Annotated in this window: 13 protein-coding genes; 4 read left to right on the top strand and 9 right to left on the bottom strand. The window is 50.1% G+C overall.

Features of this window, described 5'->3' with window-relative positions; genetic code table 11:
• Positions 1 to 90: 90 nt before the first annotated feature.
• Positions 91 to 3,216 carry an autotransporter domain-containing protein gene (locus tag RTM13_RS19115; protein WP_312214231.1) on the bottom strand — a complete coding sequence of 1,042 codons (3,126 nt, stop codon included), beginning with the start codon at positions 3,214 to 3,216 and terminating at the stop codon, positions 91 to 93.
• A 191-nt stretch (positions 3,217 to 3,407) separates the two neighbouring features.
• Here RTM13_RS19115 and RTM13_RS19110 point away from each other — a divergent pair, with 191 nt between their 5' ends.
• Positions 3,408 to 4,271: an alpha/beta hydrolase gene (locus RTM13_RS19110; RefSeq protein ID WP_312214229.1), complete on the top strand. Its 864-nt coding sequence runs from the start codon at positions 3,408 to 3,410 to the stop codon at positions 4,269 to 4,271.
• Here RTM13_RS19110 and RTM13_RS19105 read toward each other — a convergent pair.
• From RTM13_RS19105 to RTM13_RS19080, 6 genes are all read right to left on the bottom strand, one after another.
• A complete protein-coding gene (locus tag RTM13_RS19105; RefSeq protein WP_312214228.1) occupies positions 4,250 to 5,926 on the bottom strand; it encodes a hypothetical protein in 1,677 nt (558 codons plus the stop codon). The genes RTM13_RS19110 and RTM13_RS19105 overlap by 22 nt on opposite strands.
• Positions 5,923 to 6,663 carry a hypothetical protein gene (locus RTM13_RS19100; RefSeq protein WP_312214227.1) on the bottom strand — a complete coding sequence of 247 codons (741 nt, stop codon included), beginning with the start codon at positions 6,661 to 6,663 and terminating at the stop codon, positions 5,923 to 5,925. Before RTM13_RS19100 ends, RTM13_RS19105 begins: the two co-directional genes overlap by 4 nt.
• 95 nt (positions 6,664 to 6,758) lie before the next feature.
• On the bottom strand, positions 6,759 to 7,106 hold the full coding sequence (locus RTM13_RS19095) for a hypothetical protein (RefSeq protein ID WP_312214225.1): 348 nt from the start codon (positions 7,104 to 7,106) through the stop codon (positions 6,759 to 6,761).
• Between the two features lie 361 nt (positions 7,107 to 7,467).
• A complete protein-coding gene (locus tag RTM13_RS19090) occupies positions 7,468 to 7,950 on the bottom strand; it encodes a cold shock domain-containing protein (protein ID WP_312214223.1) in 483 nt (160 codons plus the stop codon).
• Positions 7,951 to 8,039: 89 nt separating this feature from the next.
• Complete coding sequence (locus RTM13_RS19085) at positions 8,040 to 8,285, bottom strand: DUF2543 family protein (protein WP_312214221.1); 246 nt, start codon at positions 8,283 to 8,285, stop codon at positions 8,040 to 8,042.
• Between the two features lie 103 nt (positions 8,286 to 8,388).
• Positions 8,389 to 9,414 carry an LLM class flavin-dependent oxidoreductase gene (locus RTM13_RS19080; protein WP_312214219.1) on the bottom strand — a complete coding sequence of 342 codons (1,026 nt, stop codon included), beginning with the start codon at positions 9,412 to 9,414 and terminating at the stop codon, positions 8,389 to 8,391.
• Between the two features lie 425 nt (positions 9,415 to 9,839).
• Between RTM13_RS19080 and RTM13_RS19075 the strand changes: the two genes are divergently transcribed.
• From RTM13_RS19075 to catA, 3 genes are all read left to right on the top strand, one after another.
• Positions 9,840 to 10,520, top strand: coding sequence for a type 1 glutamine amidotransferase domain-containing protein (locus tag RTM13_RS19075; RefSeq protein WP_312214217.1), 681 nt, complete (start codon positions 9,840 to 9,842; stop codon positions 10,518 to 10,520).
• Positions 10,521 to 10,712: 192 nt separating this feature from the next.
• A complete protein-coding gene (locus RTM13_RS19070) occupies positions 10,713 to 11,318 on the top strand; it encodes a TetR/AcrR family transcriptional regulator (RefSeq protein ID WP_312214215.1) in 606 nt (201 codons plus the stop codon).
• Positions 11,319 to 11,583: 265 nt separating this feature from the next.
• The gene (catA, locus tag RTM13_RS19065; RefSeq protein ID WP_312214213.1) at positions 11,584 to 12,261 is read left to right on the top strand and encodes a type A chloramphenicol O-acetyltransferase; all 678 of its coding nucleotides are present in this window, start codon (positions 11,584 to 11,586) and stop codon (positions 12,259 to 12,261) included.
• 58 nt (positions 12,262 to 12,319) lie between these two features.
• Here catA and RTM13_RS19060 read toward each other — a convergent pair whose 3' ends face one another.
• Both RTM13_RS19060 and RTM13_RS19055 read right to left on the bottom strand, forming a co-directional pair.
• On the bottom strand, positions 12,320 to 14,248 hold the full coding sequence (locus tag RTM13_RS19060) for a putative bifunctional diguanylate cyclase/phosphodiesterase (RefSeq protein ID WP_312214211.1): 1,929 nt from the start codon (positions 14,246 to 14,248) through the stop codon (positions 12,320 to 12,322).
• A 17-nt stretch (positions 14,249 to 14,265) separates the two neighbouring features.
• On the bottom strand, positions 14,266 to 14,760 hold the full coding sequence (locus RTM13_RS19055) for a molybdopterin-dependent oxidoreductase (RefSeq protein ID WP_312214209.1): 495 nt from the start codon (positions 14,758 to 14,760) through the stop codon (positions 14,266 to 14,268).
• Positions 14,761 to 15,390: the final 630 nt, after the last annotated feature.

Genomic DNA, 15,390 nt, shown 5'->3' with positions numbered 1-15,390 from the left:
GTGCGGCATTTTAGAGCGTCTGGCTACAGGTGCGGTCAGGCACAAAGCAAAAACCCGCCACGAGAGCGGGTTTTCAAGCATCAGCCAGGCTTAGAACGTTTTGCGTAAACGCAGGCTGAAGGTATGGGCCTGATAGCGGTCACCCGCCTGCAGATCGTAGCGTGCGTCGAAGCTCAGCTCATTCGCATCATACAGCGTGCTGCCGATCGCCAGGCCTGCCATATCTTCCACTGGCGATGCGCCTTTGGTGATAAAGCTGGTTTCACCAAGGGTATCGGCGGCGTAGGAGGCGCGGCTGCTGACCTGGCGGTCATCGTACTGATGGATCCAGGAGACCTGAGCAAACGGCGTCAGGTTGCCCAGACCCGTTGCGAAGGTTTTCTCAATCCGTGCACCAATATCACTTACCACAGACTGCGAATGAAGGCTGCTGACATCCAGCGCCATGCCGTTACCGCCGGTCTCTTTGTAGCCATCAACGTGCTGATAACCATACGTCAGGCTGGCAAGCGGGGTCAGCACCATATCGGCTGGCAGCGTTAGCGGGTAGCCAAACTCTGTTTGCAGCGTGATAGATTGCCCGTTGAACTTGCCATTAGCCGCGCCGGAGAAGCCGGTGAAGTCAGCCCGACGAACGGAGCTGTAGTTCTGGCGGTTAACGCCAGCGGAGAGGTTCAGATACCACGGATCGCCCGTGTAGCCTGCGTAACCAATCACGCCGTAGTTGTCAGCGGTAGAGGTGTTGCCGGACAGATTGTCTTTACCGTGTACGGAGGTGTTGCTGTAGTTCACCGCTGCACCCAGACGCCAGTCGTCACCCAGCGCACGGTCAGCACCGAGGATCAGACCACCAAATTTAGCAGAGTAACCGCTAACATCATCGGTGCTCTCCTGGCGCGCGTAACCGCCAAACGGTTGGCCCCAGACGATCCAGTTGCTGGCGTAATCGTCACCGGTGGCAACGCCGCTGTTACCGGAGGTGCTCGGGTTACGTACTGCATCAATGTGGGCGCCGACCACCGCCTGCGCGGTAGAGGTCGCTACGGTCGTTGCGGAGCTGGCATTGATGTTCTGACCTGGCGACAGGCGCTCGCCTACGCGGTTAGCTTCCTGAGTACCTTCAATGGCCAGCGAGGCGTTGTAAAGCTCCAGTAGTTCCGGAGAAGAGATACCTGAGTAGTTACCCAAACCGCCCAGTGCCGCAGTGGCGCTCTGAATGGTCGCCGGGCCATGCCTGGTCGGCTGCGTAGGCGCAGCTGGCTCAGATGGCGTTGGCTCTGCCACAACCGGCGGGATAACTACCGGAGGGATAACTTCCGGCTCGGTCACTACCGGCGGCGTGACCACTGGTGAAGTGACTTCCGGCTCAGTGACTACCGGTGGCGTGACTACCGGTGGCGTGACCACTGGCGGAGTGACTTCCGGCTCAGTAACTACCGGCGGCGTGACCACTGGCGGAGTGACTTCCGGCTCAGTGACTACCGGCGGCGTGACCACGGGTGGAGTAACTTCCGGCTCAGTGACTACCGGCGGCGTAACCACTGGCGGAGTGACGACAGGCTCTGCGCCAACGGTTAATACCAGCGCCTTGCTGGCGCCATCCTCATAGACCGAACCGGTTACCACACCGTCATAGCCGATCGCCTGGTAGCTCAGTTTATCCGCGTTGTAGTTAGTTTCTGCACCGGCAGCATTGATCACCACATAGCGCTGACCTTCAGCAAAACTGTAGGTACTGCCGGTACGCAGTAGCTTAACGCTGGAGTTCGCATCGACAGTAGCATTGCCCGTCACGTTCAGACGGCCATAACCCGTATCAGCAGTAATCTCACTGCCCAGGATTGCCAGATCGGAGATACCAGAGATCAGGGTGGCGACAGCGTTCTGGTGGTAGTTACCGGAAATCGTGATGCTGTTGTTCACCTGCAGTGACGCTGCGTCGTTCAGCACGGTATCAACCACGCTGATGTGATCATCAAGTAACAGCGAGCCTGTACCAAATACCACGCCGGAACCGGTGCTGGTAATGTTACCAATCCCATTAGCGCCCGTTAACGTACCCTGCGTTGTCATTCCGCCGTTAATCGTTAGTGGCGATAAGCTGTAGGAGTAGAGATCACCCGTGATTAAACCGCTATTGTTCAGCGTAACGTCAATGGCGTTATTGTTATTATAGCCGTCGATGAAAAATGCATAGTAACCACCGCTCAATATGCCGTTGTTAACTATATCTATTTTCGAGGTCAGGTTGTTAAAGCTGGAGATATAGATGCCGAAGCTGTTACCCGCGATCTCACCGTTGTTAACGATCTTCCCGGTAACATTATTCTCAGTATTGTTGTAGCTATTGAAGTAGATCCCTAACTCATTCGCAGCGATCAGGCCGTTATTTTCAAGGGTACCAATGGTGCCGCTGTTTAAGATGCCGTATGAACTACCGATAATTTTATTATCGTTAATGAGGCTATCAATTGTTCCATAGTTGTAAACACCCGCGCCATCATAATAATTTTCCGTATCCGTCTGGATAGTACCGGTATTATGCAGCGTGCCGATGGTACCCTGGTTGTAGATAGCACCGTTTCGCCCATAGTACATGCCATTATTGTTTGTGGACGAGGAGATAAGGCCTGCGTTAGTCAGGTTATCAATGGTGCCCTGGTTGTAGATACCGCGGTAGCCTGTGATGGTCCCGTCCACGGTATTGGTAAACGTAGTGATATGCCCTTCGTTATCCACTGCGCCAGTATTCTCATAGCCGTAGCTGTAATTATCCGGCGCGCTTTGGATAGTCCCGCTGTTGGTAAATGAGTCCACCACACCTGATTGGCCTACCGCGACAATGCTGCCATAGTGATTCGGATTTACGCTCTTAATAGTTCCAGTATTACTGAATGCACCTACCGTCCCATCGATCTGAACAATATTGCTATCTGGAAAGTAGAAATCATCGACGAAATCATTAATAACGCCATCGTTGGTTAGGGTAGTGACTGTAACGTCCTGATTCACGGTCAATGCCGTAGTCGGCGCACCGGTAAGCATTCCCGTACTGGTGATGTGAACCAGATTAGCAGAGTGATCGATCTGAAGATTATTCGATGGCGTGTCGATAATGACATCAGAGGTTGCGAAAGCGTGAGTCGTCAGCACGCCTTGTGCCGCCGTTGAAGCTACCAGCAGAGAGATCAGCTGGCTAAGACGTTTCTTTTTCATGTTTGCCACTGCAATGTTGCGATAGTTGTTAAAAAAAACAGACGAGAGCCACTTCGGATTAATCCGATAGCGTTTGTGCGGAGAATATACATTTCGTTGCAAAAAACAATAAGGTTTGCTTAATTATTTCTTTATGAAATAAATTCACAATACTTGTGGGTATTGTGATTTAGGTTAAGGAGTGCGAGGGGGTGAGCAAAAAACGCCATGGCTTAGCGATAGCTGTATTGATTAATTTATCTTTTTTATTAGCCGGGTGCGTGTCTAGCGATCCGCGGATAGGGGCAAATGAGATAGCAGCACGAGCTAGCCTGCTCAGAGAAAATTTACATACCAAACCATTTTTAATTGCCACGTGGAGCCGAATTGCATCCCCGGTTAACACATTACGCGTTTACATTGAGGGAGATGGTTTTGCGTGGAAGAGCCGTACGCAGGCATCAGACGATCCAACCCCGCATAATCCAACGGGGCTGATGCTGGCCGCCGCTGATAGCAGTGAAAACGTGCTCTATCTCGCCCGGCCCTGCCAGTTCATTGGGCCGCCTTTACCCGCCAGCTGCAACGTAAACTGGTGGACGAGCGATCGCTTTTCACCTGTTGTTATTGACGCGATGGATGATGTGCTCAGCCAGGTTGTGCAGCGCTATCCGGGCGTGCAGCTTGAGCTAATAGGGTATTCTGGTGGGGGCAATATCGCCGCATTGCTGGCGGCCCGCCGTAATGATGTACGCTCGCTGCGTACCGTTGCAGGCAATCTCGACGTGGCATATGTCAATGCGCTGCATCACGTCACGGCAATGCCTGACGCGGTCAGCGCTATCGACAGGGCCTCCGTGCTATCTGCGCTGCCGCAGATCCATTTCAGCGGGGGGACAGATAAAACCGTTCCGCCCGCCGTTGCCCAGCGTTTTCAGCGGGCCGTGGGGGGACGCTGCGTTCAGATTAATATTGTCAGCGGCATGGAACATGGATCGGACTGGGCGGCAATCTGGCCCCAGCTGCTGACGAAGGCGTTGACTCCGGCAGGGGATTACTCCTCGTGCGTGCTATAGCCGAAATCAAACCCGCCCAGCACGGTCTCCCGCAGATATTGATTCATTGGATAGCTGTAGCTCTGCCCTATGCTGACGGCGTGAACGATGCGCAATAACGACTCGCCGCGCAGAAAGAGGGGCTTATCGGTAATCGTAATTTCAGCCCCCCGCAGCGCATCTTTTAAATTTTGGTAGGCCGGAGAGAGGGTGATGCTGTTATTCATGCAGCTAAACATCACCAGCAGGGCTGACATCAGCGCCACAGGGAAAACCAGCGGATGGCGGTTAACCAAGCGCACGGGACGCGAAGATTTTCTGCGTAACATAGTGGCCGTCAGGGGGACGAGCACTAAATAGAGCAGCTTTGCCAGATGGGTAAGCGCGCCAGCCAGCGAGAAGAGCAGCGCTACAGGCGGCACGATCACCGCGCGTGCGGCATCTTCTCCCTGCTTTTCATTCTCCCCGCCAATACTGTAACTGCGTAACGACGCTTGCAGCTTGGGTAGCTGCTGTTTCACCGCCTCATTAAGATGGGCTGTCTGAAGCTCAAGGGCAAACAGCTTCAGCCCATCGTTTAAGGGATACTCTTCACGCACAAGCGTACCTGTCGGCAGCAGCAATTTTTCGCGGAGGGATTTTTGTACGACTTCCAGGCGGAAAAAGACACCCCAGTTGAGTCGTTTGGGGATCGTCACGCCGTTGAAGACAACGGTCCGCTGGGCGAGATAACGCTGTCTGACCGTTTTCGCCACCGCCGCATCAAAACCCGCACGATCGGACGGGGACCAGTTATTGGCTACAGGGACGCCCTGACTGCGAACGTTATTCCGGACGCTGGCATAGTAGCGTCGGGGGACATTCCAGCTTCTCAACCCCTTAGCGCGCAGGGAACGTTCATAGCGTTGCCAGGATCTCTCCTGCTCGCGCTGGGTCGCCTGGCTGAGATCCATCTCATCGTTATAGTAGGCAACGTACTGTTTATGGACCGCTTCCCGCGCCTGGAGCCAGATTTTGTAAAAGCCAAGCACGCCGCCCTCTCTGGCGCTGATGCTGTCGCGCAAGTTCTGTTCCGCACCGCTTTTCAGCAGGGCATGATAGCGGTCAACGGAGCTGAGCAGGATCGGCAGCATGGCCAGAAAGGCCTTTCCGGACGGACTGGTCCAGGTCTGAATCTGGCCACCGTGACTATCGAGTGGAATGCCCTCCAGCGTCTGGTGTCCATCAATCAGTGATTGCTGGTAGAGCTGCGCCAGGAGCGACATCTGACGAAATTCACCCGTGCTGTTAGAGACCTGGCGTTCAATAAACCACTCTACGGCATGCCACGTTACTGCGCCGGTGATCAGACAGAGGCAAAGCACCGCACCTACGCTTGCTTTAGCCGACAGAGAGATGTTTTTCTTCTTCAGCCTGGCGATGCCCACGAGGGCAAACTGTAACACCAGCAGCGCCGCAGCGATGGCGGTTAATGTTCTGCCATACCGCTCCATGTTGTGGACTTCTTCAGCCGTTGAAATGCTGCCTACCAGATCCAGCAGACGAGAGTTAAACGCCAGTTCACAAATGAGATAGGTCAGGGTAATGCCCAGCACCAGCCAGTTTTGCCAGGCGGGAAGAGGGGATCGCTTGATCCCATATTGCGTCCCTCTATCTTCCAGAGTCTGCTCCGTCATGACTTAAGCTCCAGGCTTGTCTGGCGAGTTTTTGTCGGCTGGTAAATTTCAGTGGGTAGGGAGTTGTCCAGCTCTGGTTGGGCGACCCTGGGCGGTAGTGGCTCCGCCGCTTTTACCGGCGTGCGTTTGGCCGGTTTAGCTGATGGCTGAGATTTGGCCTTGCGGGACGCTCGGGTTTTATTAGCGCTATTATTCTGAACGGTTTTTTCTTGCTGGACCGGTAACCGTCGATGGTAAACCTCACCATGCTGCCAGTTGAACTGTTCAATACGGTTGTCGATCTTAAAGTTCAGCTGAAGCTTATCTGCACTGGCCGTCACGTCCGGCCCGATATCGCAGATGCCGGTAAAGGCCCACTCCTGGGAGCGCGTACTCTGCAGGTCAACCAGACGATACTGTGCCGGGCAGGAGGGGGTAGCCACTTTCAGCAACAGCAGCGTATGCCCTTCAATATGGTATTGATTGATGATCCTTACCCAGCTAACGCCTTCCAGCGGACGCTCAATCATCAGATTGCTCCACTTCAGGCTGTAGCGGCCATTCAGCTCCCTGAGCGCACCTGTCGATCCATCAGCCAGCGTAAATTGGCCTACTTCGTTCCCCAGCACGCTTGCCAGATCGGGGTTAAAAAGTATCTTACCGTTTTTATCGTAACGGACAGAGCAACCGTTTAACACCAGCGCTAACGACAGAACCACTAGCGTTCGCAGGATGATGTTGTGAGGGGACGCGCTCATCGCTTAATTCCAAATATGTTCGTGGGGTTTATCAATGCAAAAAAGTTATCAATGATGACATTGATAACTTTTTAAAGAGGATGCTCGTAATAGCGTTATGCTTTCGGCAGCTTACCTTCGCCAAGACGTGTCATGCCTTTAATAATTTTGATCAACGACCAGATAAACCAGACGATACCAATAATCATCCCGATGACAAATACCCATGTCAGCGCTGCGATAATCATAACGACGAAGCTGATCCAGAACAGTTTGATCAGGTAGTTAAAGTGCTCTTTTTCAAAAGGATTAGCGCTGGAGCGATTAACATAGGCCATGATCACGCCAACGAGCGCCGCTAACCCACCGGTGAAGTAGCTAACGATAAACAGAATATAAATAATTCTGATGGTAGTGACTTTTGAATTTTCGGCGACCGCTGGGTTTTGCAGCTGTTCAGACATAGAATATACTCATGATTTTAGTTAAGGTGTAAAATTGCTGGTGTATTACTGCCTTGCAATAGCGGGAGATCGCTACTGTTTATTCAGGTCGGAAATAAAGGAAAATTTATTACAAATGAGAATTTGCAAGGAATTTAACATTTTTACATCATTCGTCAATATCTATTTTTTGTAGTTTTCTGTAGGGCTTGTGCTTTTATTAAGTCTCGCAGGAAATACAACTACTATATATGGTGATGAAGTTTGGGGGCAGGGAAATAGCGCAGGGGAAGGGTACTTGTCATATTGATGAAATGCGCGGTTGCCGAAATGCTGCTTACCTATGGCGCAACATTCCGGCACAGCGTTAGTTCAGCTATGTTCAGACCTTAAGCATTTTCACCGTAGCATCAATATCTATCTCATCTTCCGAGAAGATAAGCGTGGTGCCCTGGAAGGTGGTGATCGCCAGCTTTTTCAGCGAGCGCATTTCACCCGGCTTCACGTCTGCTTTCGGCCTGATGCTGTTCATCAGGATACCTACGGACAGCACCGGATTTTCTTTATCGATACGGGTATCGGCGGGGACTTCTTCGCTATAAACCACGTAAGACTTGATCGAGGTGAGCTTAAGACGCTCACCCGCGATGTAGATGTATTTGCTTTCCGGGGCAACCTTTACAGCATAGGCTGACAAGCCCTTGTTATTGGTGGTGGGTTCAAACGTCACCGCCGCATCTTTCTTGATCAGCTCAGGGTTGGCGACCTTAATCACATGAAAATAACGGTTATCCCCATTCTCATCTTTGATAAATCCGAAGCCTTTATCTTTAAACCACGTTGTGATCGTTCCGTTCATCGCCATTACCGCCTGATTAATCGTTTATCTACTCAATTTTTGCAGCGCGCAGTGTAAAGCACAATGCCTGCGCAGACTACGTCTTTGAACAGATGCTACTCATTGCCCCATCGATTCAGAAACTCTGCGATCTCATCGATACGCTCTGGATCGATGCTCGCTTCAAGGGCCATCTCGCGCTGTGCTGCTTCGCTGATCTCTTCGTTATTCATTAAGCGGGTGATCAGCAGCTCAAAATAGCGTGCCAGAGCGTCGCGCTCGGACTCGTCTACGGGTTTGGCGGCTTCCGTCGCATACTCATCCGCAATGTCATAATATTTCAGAGGTGTTTCATTACTCATAAGGCGTCTCCAGAGCTTAAGCCTGCATCAGTTGCTCTATAAACTATAACGCCTCGCATGCCGTAAAGCACGCAAGGCGTTTTGCACTATTAGCTGATGGGTTTTATTCGCGCCAGCCCATCGCCGGAGCCACGTGCTTCAGGATGGACTCGATAACATGCGCGTTGTAGTCCACGCCCAGCTGGTTCGGCACGGTCAGCAACAGGGTATCCGCTTCGGCGATCGCTTCGTCCTGCTTCAGTTGCTCGATCAGTTTGTCAGGCTCTGCCGCATAGCTGCGCCCGAAGATCGCCCGCGTTTTCTCATCGAGGAAACCGATGCTATCGCTTTCGTTACGGCTTGAACCGAAGTACATCCGGTCGCGCTCATCCATCAGGGCAAAGATGCTGCGGCTAACCGAGACGCGTGGCGTCCGGGTATGTCCCGCTTCGGCCCAGGCTTCGCGATAGGCGCGGATCTGTTTTGCCTGTTGGATATGGAACGGCTCGCCGGTCTCATCATCTTTCAGCGTCGAGCTTTGCAGATTCATGCCCAGCTTCGCAGCCCACACCGCAGTGGCGTTCGAACCTGCACCCCACCAGATACGATCCCGCAGACCTTCGGCGTGCGGCTCAAGGCGCAGCAGGCCCGGCGGGTTGGGGAACATCGGCTGTGGATTCGGTTTGGCAAAGCCTTCGCCACGCAGCACGTCCAGTAGCACCTCGGTATGGCGGCGCGCCATATCAGACTCGTTTTCTCCTTCGGACGGGGCGTAACCAAAGTAGCGCCAGCCATCAATCACCTGCTCCGGAGAGCCGCGGCTAATACCCAGCTGCAAACGGCCGCCTGAGATCAGATCCGCCGCACCGGCATCTTCCGCCATATACATCGGGTTCTCATAGCGCATGTCGATCACGCCGGTACCGATTTCGATACTCTTCGTTTTTGCGCCTACGGCTGCCAGCAGAGGGAAGGGTGAAGCAAGCTGGCGGGCAAAATGGTGCACCCTGAAATAAGCGCCATCCGCACCCAGCTCTTCAGCGGCAACGGCCAGATCGATAGATTGCAGCAGCGCATCAGCGGCCGAACGGGTTCCAGACTGCGGCGACGGCGTCCAGTGACCAAATGACAAAAATCCGATCTTTTTCATGGCGTTTATCCTGACTTCAGAGAAATAGGCGGCAGGCCGAAGCCTGCTTTCGATACGCCTACTCTACGCGTTACATAGTGAGAATAAATGCCATTTGTTTAACGGAATCGGTCAAATAAATTGATGAAACAGGGGATGGTTAGCCTGAAGGTCAGCACGCCAGATGCCTGTGCTCAGCTCTTGAGTTTTAACGGATGAAAAATCGGTGCGGTTCAAAAATGATTTTTATCTTATAGAGAAAATTCTATAGACGACCGGTCGAATAGTTGTTAGCTTAGGTTCAGGGGCCAGTTTTCCCTAAAAACATAACGACATTACAAGCAAGGATAAATGCATCTATCCTTTATCGACAGGTCTGATATGACGTCATTTTTATATACGACCGGTCTAATATAAATAGTTAATCGATCAAGCGGAGAATGACAATGAAAGTATTAATGGTACTGACCTCTCACGACACACTGGGCAGCACAGGTCGTAAAACCGGTTTTTGGCTGGAAGAGCTGGCTGCGCCTTATTACGCCTTCAAAGACGCTGGTGCTGAAATCGTGCTGGCCTCGCCGAAAGGCGGTAACCCGCCGCTGGATCCGAAAAGCAATGAGCCGGATTTCCAAACTGAATTTACGCACCGCTTTGAAGCTGATGCTGACGCCATGGCTCAGCTGGCGAATACCGTCCGTCTGGACAGCGTATCGCAGGCGGATTTCGACACCGTATTCTATCCGGGCGGGCACGGTCCGCTGTGGGATCTGGCGGAAGATAAGCACTCTATTGCGCTGATCGAGTCCTTCTTCGCTGCCGGCAAGAATGTAGCGTTTGTCTGCCATGCCCCGGGCGTACTGCGCCACGTTAAAACACCAGAAGGCAGACCGCTGGTTGAAGGACGCAAGGTCACCGGCTTTACGAACACGGAAGAGGAGGCGGTAGGCCTGACCCACGTGGTGCCGTTCCTGGTTGAGGACGAACTGATTGCGAAAGGAGGGATCTACTCCAAAGGCGTAGACTGGGGCTCCTATGTGGTGACTGACGGCCAGTTGATTACCGGTCAGAACCCGACCTCATCGGCGGCAACCGCTGAGCAACTGCTGAAACAGTTGACCGTATAGCACACGTCCGGATGTCTGAGGTGCAGTACCTGGCTGACACCTCAGCTTCCGGAGCGGGATATGGACCAACCTGATTGATAAAGCAGAGAGTGGATAAACCTCGAAGGATGATTACGACTCTTAGTCCAGAGCAGAAAAATAAACTCGATACGCTTTATAGACGACTGGTCTAACTGTTGATAGATTGACGGTATGAAAACTGCAACGCAACAACATACCCAGCAGGTCCGCGAGCATATTCTTGCTACCGGACAACGTATTATGGCCGGCAAGGGCTTTTCGGCTGTCGGCTTAAAAGAAATTTTGGACGAGTCAGATGTTCCCAAGGGTTCCTTTTATTACTATTTCTCGTCAAAAGAAGATTTCGGCGTAGCCATGCTGGAGCATTACTTTAACGATTACCTGGCCGAGCTTGACGAGACGCTTGCTGAGCGGGGCATTAGTCACGCGCAAAGGTTGATGAATTACTGGCAGAAATGGCGTGAGACGCAGTCTTTTTATGATTGTCAGGGCAAATGCCTTGCCGTGAAGCTGGGCGCGGAAGTGGCCGATTTGTCGGATAAAATGCGTTTGGCACTGATGCACGGTACGGCGGGTATCATTTCCCGGCTGGCGGACGCGCTGGAAGCGGGCGCAGCGGAAGGATCGTTAACGCTTGAGGATGAACCTGAAAGGGTTGCCGAAAGCCTGTATCAGCTTTGGGTTGGCGCAAGCGTCATGGTGAAAATTGTACGTACCGCCACGCCATTTGATGCGGCGCTAAAAATGACGCGTCAGATTTTACATGTCTCCCTCTAAGAGGGAGGGTAATCTCTTGTTATGTAGCCAGTACATTCCAAATTTATTGCAGTGCTGAAAACGCGTGTCTAAATGGGTGAGGATTAAAACAATCTACATTTAGTATCTGATATACTAAATGTTTTAGATTTACTTCCCTCTTGCATAAGGATGCGCTACTCTTAAAAATGCGCTCTCTACCGGAACGGGTTGAGCCATATATCTTTTTTAACGCACAAAACTTAAACTAACATCTGATAGATAATTTATAATCAATGGTTAAAAAATGAAAAAAACAACCCCGGAATATACGCCTGTTGACTTGTCTCGTTGGGCAAGGAGAGAGCATTTTGAAGTGTTTCAGTCATTTGCTCAATCTACTTTTAACCAAACCGTCCTTCTGGATATTACTGCGCTGCTAAAGCATATAAAGCAAGTTGGCTGGAAATTTTATCCTACTATTATTTTCCTTCTTTCTAAAGTCGTAAACAGTCATGCGGAGTTCCGCATGGCCATAAAGAATAATGAGCTTGTTATATGGAATGAAGCTCATCCAAGCTACACAATTTTCCATAATGAAACGGAGACGTTTTCATCATTATGGAGTCACTATGATGGCAATATTCATCACTTCCAAAAAATTTATTCTGAAGATACCGCACAGTATGGTGATAACCTCTCTTATTGGCCTAAGGCGGAATCTCGGGAGAATGTATTTTTCATATCGGCTATTCCTTGGGTAAGTTTTACCAGCTTTAATACCAATATTGCTCATATGCAGAACTTTTTCTCCCCCATGTTCACTCTTGGCAAATACTATAATCAAGGTGAAAAAATATTATTGCCTCTCGCCGTTCTGGTACATCATTCCGTGTGCGATGGTTTCCATGTGGCAAGACTGATCAATGAGTTACAAGAGATGTGTGATGACATAGTGCACCTTTCAGAGGCACACAATTTATGATGCGTCAGAAGTCTTAAAGACCTCCTGTTATAGAGTAGGCAGGAAGCATATTTTTCCTTTAACCGTTTCTGATTTTCTCATCTACATAAGGCTGAGGTTTACCAAACAGATAGCCTTGTGAGAAATCACAGCCCAGCACCTGAAGGCTTTCCAGCTGCTCCTTAGTTTCAACACCTTCCGCAACGGCCTTCATATCGAGGGATTTCGCCATGCCGGTGATGAGCCTGATGATATTAAGGGCGTCTTCATGTGTTGATATCGAATGCACAAAGGATTTGTCTATTTTGATTTTATCAAAGGCAAGCCTGCTGAGGCGTGAAAGAGAAGAATAACCGGTACCAAAATCATCGATGGAGATTTTCACCCCCAGTTCTCGCAGCATGTTAAGCGTATTCATCGGCGTACTGCTCTCAGTAAAGAGGGAGGATTCAGTCACTTCCAGTTCAAGACGCTCAGCGGGGAGTCCCGTTTCGTTCAGAATGGACAGCACTATCCCGGCAAAGTCTTTATTGCTCAGTTGGACAGGAGAGACATTGACTGAAATTTTAGCGGGGACCGCCCATGAAGCGGCTTCCCGGCAGGCTATTTCAAGCACCGATTTCCCCATCTCGTTAATCATTCCTGTTTTCTCAGCTACAGGAATAAAGCTGTCCGGTGACAGGAGGCCCTTCAGAGGATGTATCCAACGGATAAGGGCTTCATAGCTGTAAATTTCCCGGCTGAATGAATCGACAATAGGCTGATAGTAAACCACAAACTCTTTGTTCACTAACGCCTGGGCCATATCATGCTCAAGGGTTCGGCTTTCTTGTAATTTGTCTAACATCCATTGCCGGAAGACTTTTATCTTACCCGCGCCTTCATTTTTGGCTTCATAAAGAGCCAGATCGGCAAATTTGTAAAGATAGTCGGAGCGGCGTTCAGTGTCTGAGATAACAATGCCGACACTGGTGGTTATATTGATAATTGTATTATAGAGAGTGTAGGGCTGGCTAATAGTATCGATTATATTTTGAGCTAGTGAAACGGCACAACTCTCTGTCAGGCCACTTGAGAGAAATGCAAATTCATCCCCGCCTAAACGAGAAAGCGTATCGGAAACCAGACCCATCGAAATCAGACGCTGTGATATCTGGCGTAATAACATGTCGCCGACATCGTGGCCATACGTATCATTGACCTCCTTGAATCGATCTAAATCAAACAACATTACCACGACTGATTTATTGCTTTTTGCTGCGCTCTCGATGGTTTCATTCAAATTCCCCCAGAAAAAATGGCGGTTATTCATCTGTGTCAGTGAGTCATGGACGATGTCATACTCCAGCTTTGCATTCTGGGCTTGCAGTTTTTCTTTAGATTCTTGCAGTGCATCAGCAAGGTTCTGTACCTGGAGATGTGTCTTCCGAATATTTCGGTTTTGATAAAATACCAGCGCGCCAAGTATCGCACTCATTATGATCAGCAATAAGGATGTCGCTGAGTAAATATAGTACAGAGCTTTAATTTTGAGATTGGCGTCATTGATCAGATTGATATCTTTATCTAAAGCGCCGGACGACAGACGCCCCAGTTGGGCATTAAGCGTCTGCATTTTTTTTAGATATTCCTGGAGTTCTGAGCGGTTCATTTTCTCAAGATGAATATCCAGATACTCAAGCATCTTCTCAAGCTGTAACGCCAGAGTGTGATTGGCTTTATTACTCTCTATGTAGTTCCTCAGATCACCTTCTTTCATTAAATCACTCTGGCTGAGCATAAGATCGAGACGCATGCGCACATCATCCAGCGACATCGTCTCATCGATAGTGTAAAGGCCAAGCGACGATTCAAGCCGGTAATATTGTGATACTATCTGTGCAGCAGACCACGCAGCGGCGTAGTGAGTCAGTTTCTGTAGCTCTTGTTGTCTTTCATGCACAAGAAAAGAGATATATCCAGTAGATATAAAAAGGAAACAGATGATGCCAGCCAGAATTCTGTTCATGTTGGTCTTCTGACCCCTTACTCAATATTCATTCTACTGACCTGCCAGGCCGATCTTGAATAATAAACCTGATTATTCAGCTCAGGCTTGCTGTCATAAGGGTAAACAACAAACAACGGGCCTTTATCACGGATGCGCATATATTCTCCGTTGACTTTTAAAGCAAGGATAACGTTGTGTTTCTTAAAATCACTGAGAGGGATTTCAGTGGTGTAATCATTGAGCGCAATGACCTTAACAACAGAACCTTTCGCCCCGACATAGTCCATAAGCTTTTGTAGTGGGATGCCTGTAAAGGTAGTGCGGCCATCATACCAGGGCGAAGTCGTCTGAAAGCTGACCATGCCCAGTTTCTCAAGGCTGGCGAGATCAAAAACGGCTTTGCCATCTTCATTTGTATTTTCGATATTACCAGACAGCGTTAAAAGGACTTTACCGGCAGGTCTGGAAAGTTCACCCGCCCAGACCGGTGTGAAGAGCACAAAGCTTAACAGCATAACAACTAACCGCATTCTGACCTCGTATATCAACCAGATGTTAAAGAATTATAATTTAGTTATTGTGTTATTTATATATGCTTCAGGACTATTGTTGATGTTATAATTTCACCCATATTTAAATCTATTAAAATCAGATAGTTAATGGGTTTTCCTTTTCGTATCGATCACATAAGGCCGATGCCAATATTTGATATATAGAAAACAGCGTCGCATCTGCGCAACAGCCTCAACCTGTATACTCAACGCGAATGTTCACACAGCAATACTAAGGTTTATTTTAAGGGTTGGTAACTGTTCAAGAGAAATGCTGGGGCTGAATAGCAGAAGTAGGGTTATGACATCAGCGGTCATCACGACCGGAAATCTACCGGAAGCCCAGAAAGCAAAAAACCCGCCATAGGCGGGTTCTTCTAAATAGTGGTGCCCGGACTCGGACAAAAACGCCGGGAGCGTTTTTGAACAGCGCCTGCGCTGGCCCGCAGGGCGAGTCGCAGGGCGAGTCGCAGGGATGCGACGAGTAATCGAACAAAGTTCGATGAAGAGTCCGGCTCTCCAGACGCAAAAAACCCGCCATAGGCGGGTTCTTCTAAATAGTGGTGCCCGGACTCGGAATCGAACCAAGGACACGGGGATTTTCAATCC

The organism is Pseudescherichia sp. (genome assembly GCF_031979925.1).
In the GTDB taxonomy this organism is placed as follows: domain Bacteria; phylum Pseudomonadota; class Gammaproteobacteria; order Enterobacterales; family Enterobacteriaceae; genus Pseudescherichia.
This window is presented reverse-complemented; position numbering and strand designations above follow the sequence as displayed.

Coding starts and splice junctions, on each gene's coding strand:
- RTM13_RS19115 (WP_312214231.1), bottom strand. CDS start 3,216: ATGAAAAAGAAACGTCTTAGCCAGCTGATCTCTCTGCTGGTAGCTTCA.
- RTM13_RS19105 (WP_312214228.1), bottom strand. CDS start 5,926: ATGACGGAGCAGACTCTGGAAGATAGAGGGACGCAATATGGGATCAAG.
- RTM13_RS19100 (WP_312214227.1), bottom strand. CDS start 6,663: ATGAGCGCGTCCCCTCACAACATCATCCTGCGAACGCTAGTGGTTCTG.
- RTM13_RS19095 (WP_312214225.1), bottom strand. CDS start 7,106: ATGTCTGAACAGCTGCAAAACCCAGCGGTCGCCGAAAATTCAAAAGTC.
- RTM13_RS19090 (WP_312214223.1), bottom strand. CDS start 7,950: ATGGCGATGAACGGAACGATCACAACGTGGTTTAAAGATAAAGGCTTC.
- RTM13_RS19085 (WP_312214221.1), bottom strand. CDS start 8,285: ATGAGTAATGAAACACCTCTGAAATATTATGACATTGCGGATGAGTAT.
- RTM13_RS19080 (WP_312214219.1), bottom strand. CDS start 9,414: ATGAAAAAGATCGGATTTTTGTCATTTGGTCACTGGACGCCGTCGCCG.
- RTM13_RS19075 (WP_312214217.1), top strand. CDS start 9,840: ATGAAAGTATTAATGGTACTGACCTCTCACGACACACTGGGCAGCACA.
- RTM13_RS19070 (WP_312214215.1), top strand. CDS start 10,713: ATGAAAACTGCAACGCAACAACATACCCAGCAGGTCCGCGAGCATATT.
- catA (WP_312214213.1), top strand. CDS start 11,584: ATGAAAAAAACAACCCCGGAATATACGCCTGTTGACTTGTCTCGTTGG.
- RTM13_RS19060 (WP_312214211.1), bottom strand. CDS start 14,248: ATGAACAGAATTCTGGCTGGCATCATCTGTTTCCTTTTTATATCTACT.
- RTM13_RS19055 (WP_312214209.1), bottom strand. CDS start 14,760: ATGCGGTTAGTTGTTATGCTGTTAAGCTTTGTGCTCTTCACACCGGTC.